The organism is Prevotella sp. E13-27 (assembly GCF_023217965.1).
GTDB lineage: Bacteria > Bacteroidota > Bacteroidia > Bacteroidales > Bacteroidaceae > Prevotella.
The window spans coordinates 165,809-178,137 of sequence record NZ_JALPSC010000002.1 but is presented as its reverse complement, the minus strand read 5'-3'; the positions used below and the strand labels follow the sequence as shown (position 1 = coordinate 178,137).

The 12,329-nt window shown below is 49.5% G+C and carries 18 protein-coding genes; all 18 read right to left on the bottom strand.

Annotated features, from left to right (window positions below; genetic code table 11):
- Nucleotides 1–4: 4 nt before the first annotated feature.
- Complete coding sequence (locus M1L52_RS09690) at nt 5–250, bottom strand: hypothetical protein (RefSeq protein ID WP_248614768.1); 246 nt, start codon at nt 248–250, stop codon at nt 5–7.
- A 23-nt stretch (nt 251–273) separates the two neighbouring features.
- Nucleotides 274–837 (bottom strand): hypothetical protein, encoded by a 564-nt coding sequence (locus M1L52_RS09685; RefSeq protein ID WP_248614767.1) that lies wholly within the window; start codon nt 835–837, stop codon nt 274–276.
- 16 nt (nt 838–853) lie between these two features.
- Nucleotides 854–1,135, bottom strand: coding sequence for a hypothetical protein (locus M1L52_RS09680; RefSeq protein ID WP_248614766.1), 282 nt, complete (start codon nt 1,133–1,135; stop codon nt 854–856).
- 170 nt (nt 1,136–1,305) lie between these two features.
- Nucleotides 1,306–1,524, bottom strand: a complete 219-nt coding sequence (locus M1L52_RS09675) for a hypothetical protein (RefSeq protein ID WP_248614765.1) — start codon at nt 1,522–1,524, stop codon at nt 1,306–1,308.
- A gap of 15 nt (nt 1,525–1,539) precedes the next feature.
- The gene (locus M1L52_RS09670) at nt 1,540–1,707 is read right to left on the bottom strand and encodes a hypothetical protein (RefSeq protein WP_248614764.1); all 168 of its coding nucleotides are present in this window, start codon (nt 1,705–1,707) and stop codon (nt 1,540–1,542) included.
- Complete coding sequence (locus M1L52_RS09665; RefSeq protein WP_248614763.1) at nt 1,704–1,913, bottom strand: hypothetical protein; 210 nt, start codon at nt 1,911–1,913, stop codon at nt 1,704–1,706. The genes M1L52_RS09670 and M1L52_RS09665 overlap by 4 nt, the downstream gene beginning before the upstream one ends.
- Nucleotides 1,903–2,253: a hypothetical protein gene (locus M1L52_RS09660; RefSeq protein ID WP_248614762.1), complete on the bottom strand. Its 351-nt coding sequence runs from the start codon at nt 2,251–2,253 to the stop codon at nt 1,903–1,905. Before M1L52_RS09660 ends, M1L52_RS09665 begins: the two co-directional genes overlap by 11 nt.
- Nucleotides 2,250–2,528, bottom strand: a complete 279-nt coding sequence (locus M1L52_RS09655) for a hypothetical protein (protein WP_248614761.1) — start codon at nt 2,526–2,528, stop codon at nt 2,250–2,252. Before M1L52_RS09655 ends, M1L52_RS09660 begins: the two co-directional genes overlap by 4 nt.
- 349 nt (nt 2,529–2,877) lie before the next feature.
- A complete protein-coding gene (locus tag M1L52_RS09650) occupies nt 2,878–3,282 on the bottom strand; it encodes a DNA-binding protein (RefSeq protein WP_248614760.1) in 405 nt (134 codons plus the stop codon).
- 67 nt (nt 3,283–3,349) lie between these two features.
- Nucleotides 3,350–3,538, bottom strand: coding sequence for a type II toxin-antitoxin system HicA family toxin (locus M1L52_RS09645; RefSeq protein ID WP_248614759.1), 189 nt, complete (start codon nt 3,536–3,538; stop codon nt 3,350–3,352).
- A 533-nt stretch (nt 3,539–4,071) separates the two neighbouring features.
- Nucleotides 4,072–5,769 (bottom strand): hypothetical protein, encoded by a 1,698-nt coding sequence (locus M1L52_RS09640; protein ID WP_248614758.1) that lies wholly within the window; start codon nt 5,767–5,769, stop codon nt 4,072–4,074.
- Nucleotides 5,750–6,424, bottom strand: coding sequence for a hypothetical protein (locus M1L52_RS09635; RefSeq protein WP_248614757.1), 675 nt, complete (start codon nt 6,422–6,424; stop codon nt 5,750–5,752). The genes M1L52_RS09640 and M1L52_RS09635 overlap by 20 nt, the downstream gene beginning before the upstream one ends.
- Entirely contained in the window at nt 6,417–6,770 is a 354-nt protein-coding gene (locus M1L52_RS09630; RefSeq protein ID WP_248614756.1) for a helix-turn-helix domain containing protein, read from the bottom strand. Before M1L52_RS09630 ends, M1L52_RS09635 begins: the two co-directional genes overlap by 8 nt.
- A gap of 156 nt (nt 6,771–6,926) precedes the next feature.
- On the bottom strand, nt 6,927–7,976 hold the full coding sequence (locus tag M1L52_RS09625; RefSeq protein ID WP_248614755.1) for a hypothetical protein: 1,050 nt from the start codon (nt 7,974–7,976) through the stop codon (nt 6,927–6,929).
- A 139-nt stretch (nt 7,977–8,115) separates the two neighbouring features.
- The gene (locus M1L52_RS09620) at nt 8,116–8,646 is read right to left on the bottom strand and encodes a hypothetical protein (RefSeq protein ID WP_248614754.1); all 531 of its coding nucleotides are present in this window, start codon (nt 8,644–8,646) and stop codon (nt 8,116–8,118) included.
- 76 nt (nt 8,647–8,722) lie between these two features.
- Nucleotides 8,723–10,897 (bottom strand): hypothetical protein, encoded by a 2,175-nt coding sequence (locus M1L52_RS09615; protein WP_248614753.1) that lies wholly within the window; start codon nt 10,895–10,897, stop codon nt 8,723–8,725.
- Nucleotides 10,898–10,925: 28 nt separating this feature from the next.
- On the bottom strand, nt 10,926–11,786 hold the full coding sequence (locus M1L52_RS09610; RefSeq protein WP_248614752.1) for a S49 family peptidase: 861 nt from the start codon (nt 11,784–11,786) through the stop codon (nt 10,926–10,928).
- 60 nt (nt 11,787–11,846) lie between these two features.
- A complete protein-coding gene (locus M1L52_RS09605; RefSeq protein WP_248614751.1) occupies nt 11,847–12,257 on the bottom strand; it encodes a hypothetical protein in 411 nt (136 codons plus the stop codon).
- Nucleotides 12,258–12,329: the final 72 nt, after the last annotated feature.

Here is a 12,329-nt window from a genome sequence, read left to right as displayed (position 1 = left end):
ATTGTTATACTAAAATAGTTTTCATTCCGTTAAACTCCACTATCAGGCATTCCCAGCAGTTCAGTTCCCGTCCTGTCTCCACATCCAGGAAGAACACCTTGTACGAGGCGTTACTCACAGTACGGTCACTTGGCTTCGGCCTTACTCTTGCAGCCTTGATATATGCCAGGTCCCCGCCGTCGTTCGTCTGGCGGTTCCATTTCCTGAACTTCATTGAGAACGTACCGCCTGCTACCGATATCGCCTTCATTTCAGCGACGGCCTGGTACAGGTCTATTGTCTTAGCCATACGTTCAGAACTGTCTTAATCATCTTCCACACGAGCCGTCCCAGTTGTCTGACAGGCTCAGGCCAGATGATGGTGAATATACCTATGATGATAAAAAGCGCCGTCAGGCACTTTATCCAGAATCCGTATCCCGACACAGCCGGTGGAGGTTCCTTCACCTCGTTCCTGTCGCTGTCGGCCTGCCGGTTCCTGGATGTCTCTTCCTTGCGGACTGCGCTACTGTCGGTCTGTTGAGCGGTGCTTTCTTTTTTGCTGGCCGCTGCGCCTTGCCTTCTGTTCCTGTTGATGCTGATGGCCGTTGTAGTCTTCTCATTTCCTGCAGAATCTCGTTCGTGGACCTGTGTAAGCTCCATATTCTCCCATTCATCGCAGAAAGACTGAGACTGTCGCTCTCCATCATAGACGTAAGTTCGCTTCGTACTCCCTGAATCTGCAATAACAGACTCTTCATTTGTCTTTTCTGTTGTCTTAACAGATACACGGCTAGTCCTGCAAGCAGCAAGCAGGAAAAGCAAAAAACAACACACAAAAACATGCCTTCCGTTCATTTTATTGTCTTTTTTCTCAATTTGTTTCCGAATCTGTCATTTTCTTTTCCACTACATTCTGAACTTCCCTATGGATCTGTGCCTTAAGGTCGTTGAACTTATCATCTACCTTTCCCGACACATACACGCCCAGTCCGAATATAACCAGCGCTGCCGACAATGCCTCACCGATATAGGTCAACGGTCCGGGGCCGATATCCAGTGTGATGATGAACGACAGGAATCCCATCGCGATAGCCGAGGCGATCAATGCCACTGCCGACAAGTATTTCACCCAGTCTTTTGTACTCTTTTCCATATTCTCAAATGATTTATCTACGGCAAAGATAATCACTTCGCGCGTATGCGAAAAGGACACGAAAAAGGCCCGCTGCCTGTTTCTGGCTGCGGGCCGGTGTGGAGACGGGAAGAAAGCACAACAGATAAATGTCCCGTCCCCTGGCTATATGTGGTAGAACCTGTAGAGCCTTACACGGTTGCTATCGCCTCCAGGTCTTTCCTGAGCATGTTCAGCGCACCGGCATGTTCCCAGTCCAGCTGTCTGTCTCCCTGGAGTGCTTCATCCAGCAGCTCGTCTATCACGCGGCGATATGTTCCCATGATGGTATCGCCTTTCTCCTGTAGTTTTGCTATGGTGTCGGCCACCTTTTCGCTGATCACGGCACCCTTTACTTCTATTCTATCCATCTGATTAGTCTTGAATTAAATGTTACTATTTTGTTCCTGCCTCTGCACGTCGGTAGTCTTTTCGCTGCATTCCCCAGGGTCTGAGAATACGGGTGTGTTACGCGGCACACAGTAGCAGTCGTAGTTCACTGTCCGCCTCCTGCCCTTGCAGTCCTGGCAGATCTCAGGCACGTGCTGTATCATTCCTGAGAGATCCTTAGCTTTGCAATGGCAGAAGCCCTTATGATGATGGGCCATCCCCCATGTGATATGCTGTCGATATCGGCATTTATCTCCGTCAGCGTTACGGTATTCCCGTTTTCATCCACAGCCTGGATCTCCACGCAGATCTTCACTTCATCGCCCAGGTCCCTTTCAGTCAGCGCATGTATCAGATACCTATTCTCCATGTTCAGCCTCCTTCACCTTCTTTACAATATCCAGATATCCGTATTCTTTTTCAGCAGGTGTGATACTGACAGACAGTATATCACAGTTCTCAGAGGTATAAGGCATATCGGCTATAGAGATATAGGAACCTTTCTGATAGTTATATACACCTATCGTCTTACTACGCGGATACTCCCTGTTAAGCCTGTCACAGGTAGCCTTCACAAGATCTTTGAAGGCCATTTCCGTTGTAGGATCCTCCAGTATGATCTTATCCCACTGCTTCCAGGCAATATCCAGGAGTGCCTGATGTTTCCTGTTACGGCTCCCGTGGGAATGTACGGTCAGCAATCGTCTCATTTCCTCACCTCCTTTCCCTCCGGTGTATTCTCCACGAATGCCTTTCCCATCCATGCGGCCAGTGCCACGAACATGCCGCACAGTGCCAGCACGTCGGCTGCCGCTGCTGCCATGATGATAAAGATGAATGTCAGGTAAAGGCGAATCACCTGCATACGTGAAACACTCTCACCGCCCATCAGTGTCCTGGCGGTGCTGCTCTCTCCCTGCAGCCATGCTGTGATGGCCTCCAGTGTGCGCGTTGTTGCGCCTGCTCTCAGTTGTACTGCTTCCATGTTCTTTGTAACCTCTTTATATTCATGCAGAAACGGCTGCATCCCGTTGGTTACAAAGAACAATTTCCGTATAGGACATTTATCTTTACGAGACACAGCCGTTATACTGTACAGCTTGTTTTCCACAAAAATAACCCAGCGGGTCGGCCAGGCTGTAACGTAGCCCCTACGGAACTCTTGTTCGTTTGTAACCGTCGGCAAAGGTACGGCAAATAAAGTGAACGAACAAAAAAAAAAGTTAATTAAATTTAATAACGAAAATTAAATCTACGAATATCTTTCTTAACTTTGTAAACAAGAAAAAGCGGGATCCTTTTACAGATCCCGCCCCATATTATTTGTGCTTCACTTACACAAAACTCACCTGACTTAAATCAGAGGCAAAGGAATGTATCGACTTTTGGATTTTCTCCTTTGTCCTGGCAGACGGTACACGATGGCCGGTAACATAGTGACTTAACTGTCCCTGATTGATACCGGTGATTCTTGAAAGACCTGCCAAAGAGAATGCCTTCGAAAAATAAGAGAGGAATGAAGCCATGTCGTATTGGTAATCGAAGTCCAATTCCTCGAACTCCTTACCCTCCTCAGCGTAGTAGCGTTTCATGTCCTCATAATTATCCTTGAAGGATGCTATGGCTTCTGCTGCTGTTGTTCCTGTGCCGGTTATGAGATAGCTGATATTATCAGCATCCATATACACACTGTAATTACCATCGCCGGCACGCTCGATGATAGCCTTCACTTTCTTCATAACTTGATACTGCTTTCTAAGTCTGATACTATTATGACAATTATTATAAGGGGAAAGGTGGCGGGTGTTATTTCAGACCCGCTGCCTTTAGGATTGCGTTTAGTGTTCCTGTTGCCACTTCCTCACTTCCATGATTGCTCATCTTGAAGTCCATGCCTGTCTTCGGGCTGTGCCAGATGGGGTGGCCGCTCATCTGTTTACCTGTGTCGAAGCATCCGGCCTTTTTAATTTTCTTTTCTAACTCATTGTATTTCATTATTAATATGAAAACTAATTACGATGCAAAGATACGAAAATTAATATCAAACACCAAACATTTAGGTAAAAACGTTATTAATATTAATATCATTTAACAAGAATCCCCAATCCAGTTACAGATTGAGGATTCAGGGCGAGGCTTGTATTCCCAGGGCTTCATGCTGAACGCAATAAGATGCAGGTGCAAAGGTACATAAAATAGCAGAATATCGATTTAAAATCGATACTTTTTGTATGGTAATTTTGCGAAAAACGGCAAAAAACAGCCTAAAACTTGCACTTTTGAAGCCAAAATTTTGAGCATCCGAAAGAAAAACACCTGATTTCCAGCATTTTGTGTTACAGAGACACAAGCAAGCGCCATCGTGACACGCTCTGCAGGTCGGGCCGCCCAGAACTCGTGTGGTCATTACCGTTGGTCAGGAAGGTGAAATATGACATTCAGCCGGTAACTTTGCCGATTCCGTGACACACGAAAAAGCGCCCGAACCTCACGGCCCAGACGCTCCCGATCATTGACATATTATGTGGTTACTTCTTCCTATCCTCCATGAACTGCTCCACTGCACTGTCAGCCACACTGCGGCTGTTGCGCTGCACCAGTCTCACCCAGTCGCGGCGCATGGCCAGGTACTTGAAGGCATCACTGTAGTTCGTTGACAGCATAGGCAGTTTCTTCGGTGCCAGCTTCTCTGTCTTCTTAACCTTATGCACCACCTTCACACTGCCTGTATATCGTATGTCAGCCTTTGCCTTCTCGATAGAGGATACCAGTTCCTTGCAGTTCACCTCATCGATGGCCAGTTCCGGAAGTCCTGGCACGTTACCGGCCATGAACTCCTGCATGAAGTTATACTCTGCATTCTGCTTGATGGTAGCCTGCTTACGGCTCATCAGGTTCACCGTCCATCCCGTCCGTCTTCCTGCTGCATCATGTTCTATTGCATACTTGATCTGAGTGGCCTGGTCCTGTCCCTGCTTCTGGTAGTTGTTACCTGCACGGTCGTAGTACAGGTTCAGTTCCTTTGCCTGATGCTGCTCGAAGAATGCCAGGAACTGGTCGGCCAGCTCGCGCATCCATCCAGGCGGCAACTCATGGAAGTTCTTGTGTATCCTGTATTTAGTACCGTCTTCCTGTCCTATCACCATTGACAGCATGTTACCGAAGTCCATACCGGCCTCGATCAGTTTATTATGATCCAGGTATATCAGCTCCCTGCTGGAGAATGCAGGCAGTCCGGACAGAGTGCCTACATACTTATGCTGCTCAGAGAATGCCACATAGAAGCGCAGGTCACGCCTCAGTCCGGGCCGCATACCGAACACGCTCTTTAGGAACTCATGAAGTTCCAACGTACCGTTATACAGTCGCTCGATATACTCAGGTGTCAGTATGTCGATGTTGATCAGGCTCGATGTGTTGATGGCAAAGGTAGCACCCTTACGCATCTTATGCAGTCCACGGTCATAGTATTCCAGCTGTCTCTCCAGACTTCTGATCTTCCTAGGACTAGGCTTCTGTCTCCTGTTTTCCTTTTCCCGCTTAATCAGTATGTCGTTTCGGATACTGGCGGCCATCACGATATACTCTATCAGGTCAGGATCCATTTCAGCAAAGTAGCGGAAATACCAGTCGTCTTCGTTCTCGTCGATATCCGGCATATCCGTTGTTATGGTCAGCCCCAGGAACAGGTGGCTATGACCGTAGGTGATAGCATCCCCTCGAAGGATAGGCAGTGCCCTGTTAGCCTTGGCCTCCTTTGCGTATTTCGCTTCATCAAAGAACAGGTGACACACCGACTTACCAGCCAGCAGTGAAGGATTGTCGAGCGATCCCAGGAACAGCACCGATCCGTTCCAGAACGATATGACGTGCTCATATTCATCTACGATGATAGAACAGCGCCGTCTCCATGACTCAGCCGGTCGTTTTCCCTTGATGTAGTGAACACCCTCTATCCATCCCATGAGCTGCCAGCCCTTATAGACTGCAGGCATGATGTTGTTATCCAGGTTGGAATATGTATTTGCCACTATAGCCAGTGGAGCGCCAGGCATATCCATCACACAGCGGAATATCCTACGGGCCTGAATGACGGTAGATTTTGCCGTACCGCGTCCGCACACCATCACCATGACGGTAGCATCCACCCAGTCACATATCACCTGTAGAATATGGCCATACCTTACAGATACGTCGCTCAGCGTGTCATTCAACTTCCTCAGCATCCGTAAACTCAGATTTGTCGTATAACATTCGCTTCTTAAGGTTGAAGCCGTTGATACGGGCATCTTCCTTCACATTTTCCTTGACGATCACCGGTATCTCAGGTATGCTGTCGATAAACTCCTCCACGCGCTTACGGTCGGTGTCAGGCGATCCCAGGTCTTTCGCAGAAGTAGTGTAAATGACCGTCGGTGTCTGGTCAAGCAGTTCCTTCGGTATCTCGTTCTCCTGATCGCGGAAGCATCCCCTCAGTTCAGCGGCCATTTTCAGGTATCTCAGGGCCTCTTTCGGCTTTCCCATGGAGAAAAGCATGTTACCAAAGTTCTCGCATTTCTCGGCATACAGGTTCGCCCATGCCTTCGGCCTTACCTCCTCGTTGTCATAGAAGAAATTCACGGCATCGGCATAGACGCGGCGTGCCTGGTAGTCAGTGAGGCCGTCGGCCTCTTTCAAGTTACGGATGATACCGGCCTTTGTCACCAGTCTTCCGTTGATCCTCATCCTGGCTCTCAGTCCGCGTACTTTCTCCATCAGACTGTAGTACACCTGTTCAGCAGCCGTCAGATCCTGCAGCGATCCTGTCGTATATATTTTCTGGATCTGGTTCAGGTCCAGATTATCGAAGTCTATGCGTGAAGGTTTCGTTATCTCATTCATAGCCCTTATATTCGTCTTCGTCCATTTCTTCCAGTGTCCGTGCGTATGCGTGTCTGAAATTCACGATATTCAGTTCCTTGATGGCATCCACGTTACCAGCTTCTGCGGCCTCGTGCAGTTTCACCTCCGGTGCGGCCTTCGTCACCAGCAGACCTTCCCGTATCAGCGTCGATACCGTTGTCCCTGGCGTGTCGGCATCACGGATAAAGGCATCAGTCTTCTGTTGGTCCAGTCCCAGCGACACGGCTATCTCCACGGGCCTGTATCCCAGTGAAGCCAGCCTTTTCACATCATCCCTCTGTTCCAGGTCCACATAGAACAGGTCCATAGAAATCTCAGTAGCCATTTTTCAGTATCCTTAGCCTTTCCTCTGCCTGGTCCGTCCTATACCGGCACTCCCTGATTTGGTGTCCCAGCTCAGACCTGTCGCAGGGGTGGCGCGTACCAGTCAGCATTTTCTCGAAGCGCCTGAGCGTCCCCCTGTCGGCAGTCAGTTGTTCAGTTATTTTTTTTTCCTGGCCTCAATCTCATCCTCGATGGCCGTCTTTTTCGCAGTCCACTCTTCCATGACCTTCTCAGCGTTGGCCTTTTTCTCCCTGTCAGCCTTCGGATCATCAATGATCTTCTTCTGTTTGGAGATCTGAGCGGAAGCGCTCTGTCTCTTCTTCATCAGGTCCACGTCGCTCATGGCCGTCAGTTCCTGTCGTGCCTGCAGCGCCTTCACCTTCTCGTACTTACCCAGTATCTCATGGTGTTCCTGGTAGTATTCCAGTTCCTCCCATATCTCACGGTCAGTAACGAAATTCTCCACGACCTCCTCACTCAGCCTTGCCGTCTCGATGGTGTCGGCATCATCAGGCATGGCGGCCAGCCGTGCGTGAGCCTCCTTATATTTCGCATAGGCCGTGAACATGTCTGCCACCAGGATCTTAAGAATATCCGGACAGTCGGCATCATTCAGGAACGTGAACTTTTCACGGAACCGGATCACCTTTACCGTCGTAGCCGGTGCATCCTGGTATTTTTTCTCAGCTGCCTCCAGTGCCTTTGTGAGCTTCTGGATGGTACGGTCCTTATCATCGAGCACGTCAGCCAGTTCCTCGGCATCCATACCCAGATCATCCAGATACTGCTCCAGTTCCTGCAGTTTCTCAGCCGTCACCTCACTGTCTTCGCGCTCGTTCCGGTAATACTCGATGATTTCCTGTCGTTTCTCAGGCTTCACCAGCTCATCCACCGTCACACCGAACATTTCTGCCAGTTCCATCAGCACCTTCTCAGTCTCAGGCTTTGCTTTTGTCTCAGCCTTAATGACAGTAACCGCCATGACCGGCTTTTCAGCCTTCTGGCGTATGCCCTTGAACTCACTTTCCGAAATACCGGCTGTCTTTCTCAGCTCTTCCATGAGCATAGCCTTTGACGACTGTGTTACACCGATACGCTTGAATGTCTGTACCAGGTTCTTGTTCTCTCCATATTTTGCGTACAGTTCCACACCCTCGATGTAGCGTCGCGGTCCTTGGAGATAGTTCAGGATCTCAGATTTCTTCATGTTCATACCATATAATATTTTAAGACGCTACAAAGTAAGACAAAAGTAATTACCGAAAGAAGGACACGAAAAAGCCCGCGTCCCGTATGAGGCGCAGGCTCCTTTGAAAAAATCATATAGACATTAAATAGTAGTACGCTTATTGTCCTACACCGTCGTTGAGTGTCACGGCACCCTTGTAGATACCGATATCCTCGCCCTTTGCCACCTGCTGGAAAGTGAAGCTGTTGGCATTGGATTCGTTGTTACCAGTGTACTCCACAGTCATCTGACAGGGGTTGCAGGGTGTACCGATAATATCGGCATCCTCACCGTTACAATACTGGATAATCACGATACAGTTCTTTCCCAGCCAGTTCGTCTTGAACTCGCGGACCTCCTTTTTGTTGCCTGGATGTGAGAACTGTACAGAGGGACGGAATCCCTGAGCATCAGGATCACCCTCACTGTTTGAAGACAGTGCAGCCGTTCCAGGTGTCAGATAGACAGACACTCCGAACTTGCCCTGCTTCATGGTGATATCCTCAGCGATCACCACACCTGCCTCGTCTCTTGAAGGGAAGGTGTCGATATCATCGACATCGATCACGACGATCTTATCCTTCGGTGTGATACCCTTACCAGGCATACCACCAGGCTTTCCCACGTTAGCTTTTACATAAGCACCCATTTTCAGTTTGAATTTAAAATTTTTATACTGTTGTTAGCGATAGAGGGAAGGGCCAGCGCCCTTCCCTATGAGAGGATCAGCCACGAGCCACCTCGTAGAACTTGTTATCCTCGGCCTTCACGAGCTTGATGAAGTGACCTTCACTGAGCGTCATGGCTGCCGTCAGAACGAAGCTGCCAGCGTTGGCGATCGTGGAAGCGTAGGTAGAGCCAGCACCATAGATGGTGTAGATCTTACCTGCTACGGCATCATCGAGCGAGGTGATGGCGGTAGCCTCGGTATTCTGATTGGTTACGAACACCTCACCATCAGCCACCGAAGGTGTGGTATCATCAGCGGTGAACTCCAGCGCGTCGAGAGCTGCAGTAGCGCGTGCGATCTCGATAAACTTGCCGTCAGAGCGCTTCATCAGCTTAATGGTATCGCCCTCAGCAGGCTCCCACTTTGCCGAAATCAGGCTGAATTTGCCAGACTTGGCGATTTCCACGCCACGGTCGGTACTGCCACACTTAAGAGTGATCACCTGTCCCACCTCGGCATTGTCGATATCGGTGATAGCGAGCTTCGAGGTGTTAGCCACCGTCTTGATAGAGGTATGCAGGATAGCATCGGGGTTCTTGTCCTTCTCAGCGTCCACGAAGTAGGTAGCAGGACGGTCGTACTCGTTGGCCCAGATCATCTGGCGGCTGCCGTCCATATCACTCTTCTTGGTGTACTTGAAGCCCACGGCAATTGCCCAGATTGATTCCTTCCAGTTGCTCCAAACCTTAAGGCTCCAGTCTTCCTGCTCCAGTGAGAAGTTATACATTTCTCCTGCCAGGTGCTCATAGGTATGGATATTACCCTCCATCGTCCAGAACACGCGGGCATGGTTGTCTGCGTTGGGGATGGTGATGATCTTCACGCTAGGATACTCCTTGACGTACTGGATGTTCGCCTTGTAGTCCTGGTTCGTACCATAGTGCAGCTCATTGTACTTGTGATACCATACGAGCATGTACGAAGGGATGTACAGAGCGAGGCTGCCGCTGTCGCGGATCTCAGAAGGAATCATCGATGTACCCAGGTAGAACTTCTCACCGATATTGGCGGGAGTGATCTCACCCAGAACGAAGGGCTTGATCTGGTACACCGTCTTACCGTTGTTGATATCCACATGGCCGTCGATCTTCTTACGCAGGAACTCGTACAGGCCGTCGGCTGCTGCCATAGCCTTACCAGGCTCGTTGAGCTTCGGGTTCTTTCGTACACCGTTGATACGGCGCTGTTCGCGCTCGTTGTGGAGTTTCTTGGCGGTCTCTGCCAGGATATACTCGATGAACGACCACTTGATGGGGTTCGAGCCTTCCAGGTTCAGTGAGCCGATCCAGGTCTTCTCCAGCTGTTTCAGGTTCTTGAAGCGGTGTGCAAACATCACGTCGAACATGCGAAGGGTCTCATCGTCGAACTCGTACTGTCCCTTCACCACGTTATCGAAGTCGCTCTCCGTGTTGTCGGCCTGAGAGAACTCACCCAGCCAGATATTGGCCAAAGTAGCGAGATCCTGATAGCCCGATTCCAGCGGGAAGATGCTCTCGATGGTAGGCAGTTGTACGAGGAATGACTGGAGACGGTCCTGCCAGCGCACACGATAGAACGCGCCCAGGTCTTCCTGCAGGCGTGTGTAGTCGATACTTGCAGCCTTGGGGACTGCCAGCATCGTGATACCCTGACGCTCCATGAGGGCGGCACGTGCTCGCACGTTATAGGGGCGGTCCATAGCATACATGACACCCTCGATGCCTGCAAGCTGCTGTTCATCCTGCAGGTTGAATGTCGTAGCCTGGCTATCACCGGTACCGGCACCCTTGCCAGGATCATTCTCTGCAGCCTTGGTGAGTGCCTGGATCTTCTCGTTAAGCGAGGTGATCTGGTTTTCCTTGGCCTTGATGGTGTTGGCATCGGTCGTAGCCTGTGCTCTCATCGTCTCCAGCTGCTCTGTTGCCGTTGCCAGCTTAGTAGTGGCATCCTGCAGCAGTCCCTGTAAGACGGCGGCACGGGCATCACGGTTCTGTTCGCCTGCACCCTCCTCGTTCTTGAAATCATTCTCAAGCGCTTCTTTGAAGCCAGCAAGGAACTGTTCAGAAAAGCCCATAGCTTTGAGCTTAGCGGCCTGATCATCGGTCAGAGTATTCTTCTTCTCTTCCGATTTTGTCCACTCTGTGATCCCCAGGATCGCCAGAATGGCTGCTGTAAAAGTCTTGAACTTCATAAACTGTGAGTTATTAAAAATTAGAAAATTATGGAACAATTAAACTTGTTTCCCTGATAGTAGCCTGAGCCAGTACCCATGTCACGGCATCCTGGAATGATCCGAACTGGTCCACATAACCGGCATTCACGGCTTCATCACCGTTGAATATCTCTCCACGGAACACAGGTTCCTCCGGATTATACTCGATACCCAGGTATTTTGCCACGTCCTTAGCGAAGTGAGAATGAAGATCCTCCAGTTCTTTTTTTACCCTGGTCTCGTCGTTCTTCTCAGCAATATCGCGGAACCATCTGTTTTTGAGATCCGAGGAATCCGGATAGATGTCCCGATAGTCTATCCCGTTCAACTTGTAGAACTCCTTGAAGTTCATGTAAGTCCCCATCGTTCCCACGCTGCCTACCGTACAGAGCGGTGAAGCAATGAACGTCCTGGCTGCAGCCGTACCTATCCAGAAATGAGCACTGGCCATCGTACCGGCGATATATGCCGCTATTGGTTTCTCTGCCTTCTCGATAAGTGCTGCAGCGATATCCACATGAAGCGCCATGCCACCAGGTCCGTTTATCCACAGCACTACACCGGCTATCTTGTCGTTATTGAGCGCCTGGATCAGCAGTCTCTCCAGTCGGAACGTCTCCCATGAGTAGAGCGGGCCTTCCAGATTGATCACAGCCACGCTGTTTGCAGGCAGGCTGCCATCATCCAGCTCCCATCTGTCTGCCAGATATGGTGTGGTGGCGTATGCAGTGATCTCGTTTGTAAGGCGTTTCTCCACGTCGTTCGTGTTACCGGCTTTTATTGCAGGCAACACAGTAGCCAGCAAACGAGCAAAACTCTCGTCTGCTATCAGCCACTTTTCAGTCAGAAAATTATAAATCTTATCCACCTTGCCTAAAATTTTAGGCAAAGAAAGCAAATTATATCCTTATAATGAAAGACCTATATATTATAAGGTATAAGGATCGGCGATCTGGCCTTTCCCCTGCATCGTACACTCATAGAGGCCTCCAATATACTTGAACGAAAATGCAAGCGGATAACCTGGCGATCCTGCGATTCTTCCATTTCCATTCTCATCGACATACTCAGCGACGAACCATCCAGAAGTGAGCATATATAATAAAGAGGTATGCGAATTATCCGGATGCTGAACCTTGAATGTCAATTTTTTGTTATACACGCCAGTAGCCGCATCTGGATCATCCGTCACCTTAAGACTTCCCGGAACCAGTTCCAGGATATGCGGTGTCCCCTTAGTCTGAAACACAGCCTTAGCAGATACCACGGCATACTGCAATACATTCTCCACTGGCCACAGTTTGATACTGTGTGCAACCGATACCACTTTCTGTTTCATAGCCTTATTCTCATTCCGACAAAATTACCTCAGATAACCGACAAAACGATGGGGTGTGTCGGTAAAATAAAT

Coding starts and splice junctions, on each gene's coding strand:
- M1L52_RS09675 (WP_248614765.1), bottom strand. CDS start 1,524: ATGGATAGAATAGAAGTAAAGGGTGCCGTGATCAGCGAAAAGGTGGCC.
- M1L52_RS09655 (WP_248614761.1), bottom strand. CDS start 2,528: ATGGAAGCAGTACAACTGAGAGCAGGCGCAACAACGCGCACACTGGAG.
- M1L52_RS09685 (WP_248614767.1), bottom strand. CDS start 837: ATGAACGGAAGGCATGTTTTTGTGTGTTGTTTTTTGCTTTTCCTGCTT.
- M1L52_RS09665 (WP_248614763.1), bottom strand. CDS start 1,913: ATGGAGAATAGGTATCTGATACATGCGCTGACTGAAAGGGACCTGGGC.
- M1L52_RS09635 (WP_248614757.1), bottom strand. CDS start 6,424: ATGAATGAGATAACGAAACCTTCACGCATAGACTTCGATAATCTGGAC.
- M1L52_RS09690 (WP_248614768.1), bottom strand. CDS start 250: ATGAAGGCGATATCGGTAGCAGGCGGTACGTTCTCAATGAAGTTCAGG.
- M1L52_RS09650 (WP_248614760.1), bottom strand. CDS start 3,282: ATGAAGAAAGTGAAGGCTATCATCGAGCGTGCCGGCGATGGTAATTAC.
- M1L52_RS09660 (WP_248614762.1), bottom strand. CDS start 2,253: ATGAGACGATTGCTGACCGTACATTCCCACGGGAGCCGTAACAGGAAA.
- M1L52_RS09670 (WP_248614764.1), bottom strand. CDS start 1,707: ATGATACAGCACGTGCCTGAGATCTGCCAGGACTGCAAGGGCAGGAGG.
- M1L52_RS09645 (WP_248614759.1), bottom strand. CDS start 3,538: ATGAAATACAATGAGTTAGAAAAGAAAATTAAAAAGGCCGGATGCTTC.
- M1L52_RS09680 (WP_248614766.1), bottom strand. CDS start 1,135: ATGGAAAAGAGTACAAAAGACTGGGTGAAATACTTGTCGGCAGTGGCA.
- M1L52_RS09630 (WP_248614756.1), bottom strand. CDS start 6,770: ATGGCTACTGAGATTTCTATGGACCTGTTCTATGTGGACCTGGAACAG.
- M1L52_RS09625 (WP_248614755.1), bottom strand. CDS start 7,976: ATGAAGAAATCTGAGATCCTGAACTATCTCCAAGGACCGCGACGCTAC.
- M1L52_RS09605 (WP_248614751.1), bottom strand. CDS start 12,257: ATGAAACAGAAAGTGGTATCGGTTGCACACAGTATCAAACTGTGGCCA.
- M1L52_RS09615 (WP_248614753.1), bottom strand. CDS start 10,897: ATGAAGTTCAAGACTTTTACAGCAGCCATTCTGGCGATCCTGGGGATC.
- M1L52_RS09640 (WP_248614758.1), bottom strand. CDS start 5,769: ATGCTGAGGAAGTTGAATGACACGCTGAGCGACGTATCTGTAAGGTAT.
- M1L52_RS09620 (WP_248614754.1), bottom strand. CDS start 8,646: ATGGGTGCTTATGTAAAAGCTAACGTGGGAAAGCCTGGTGGTATGCCT.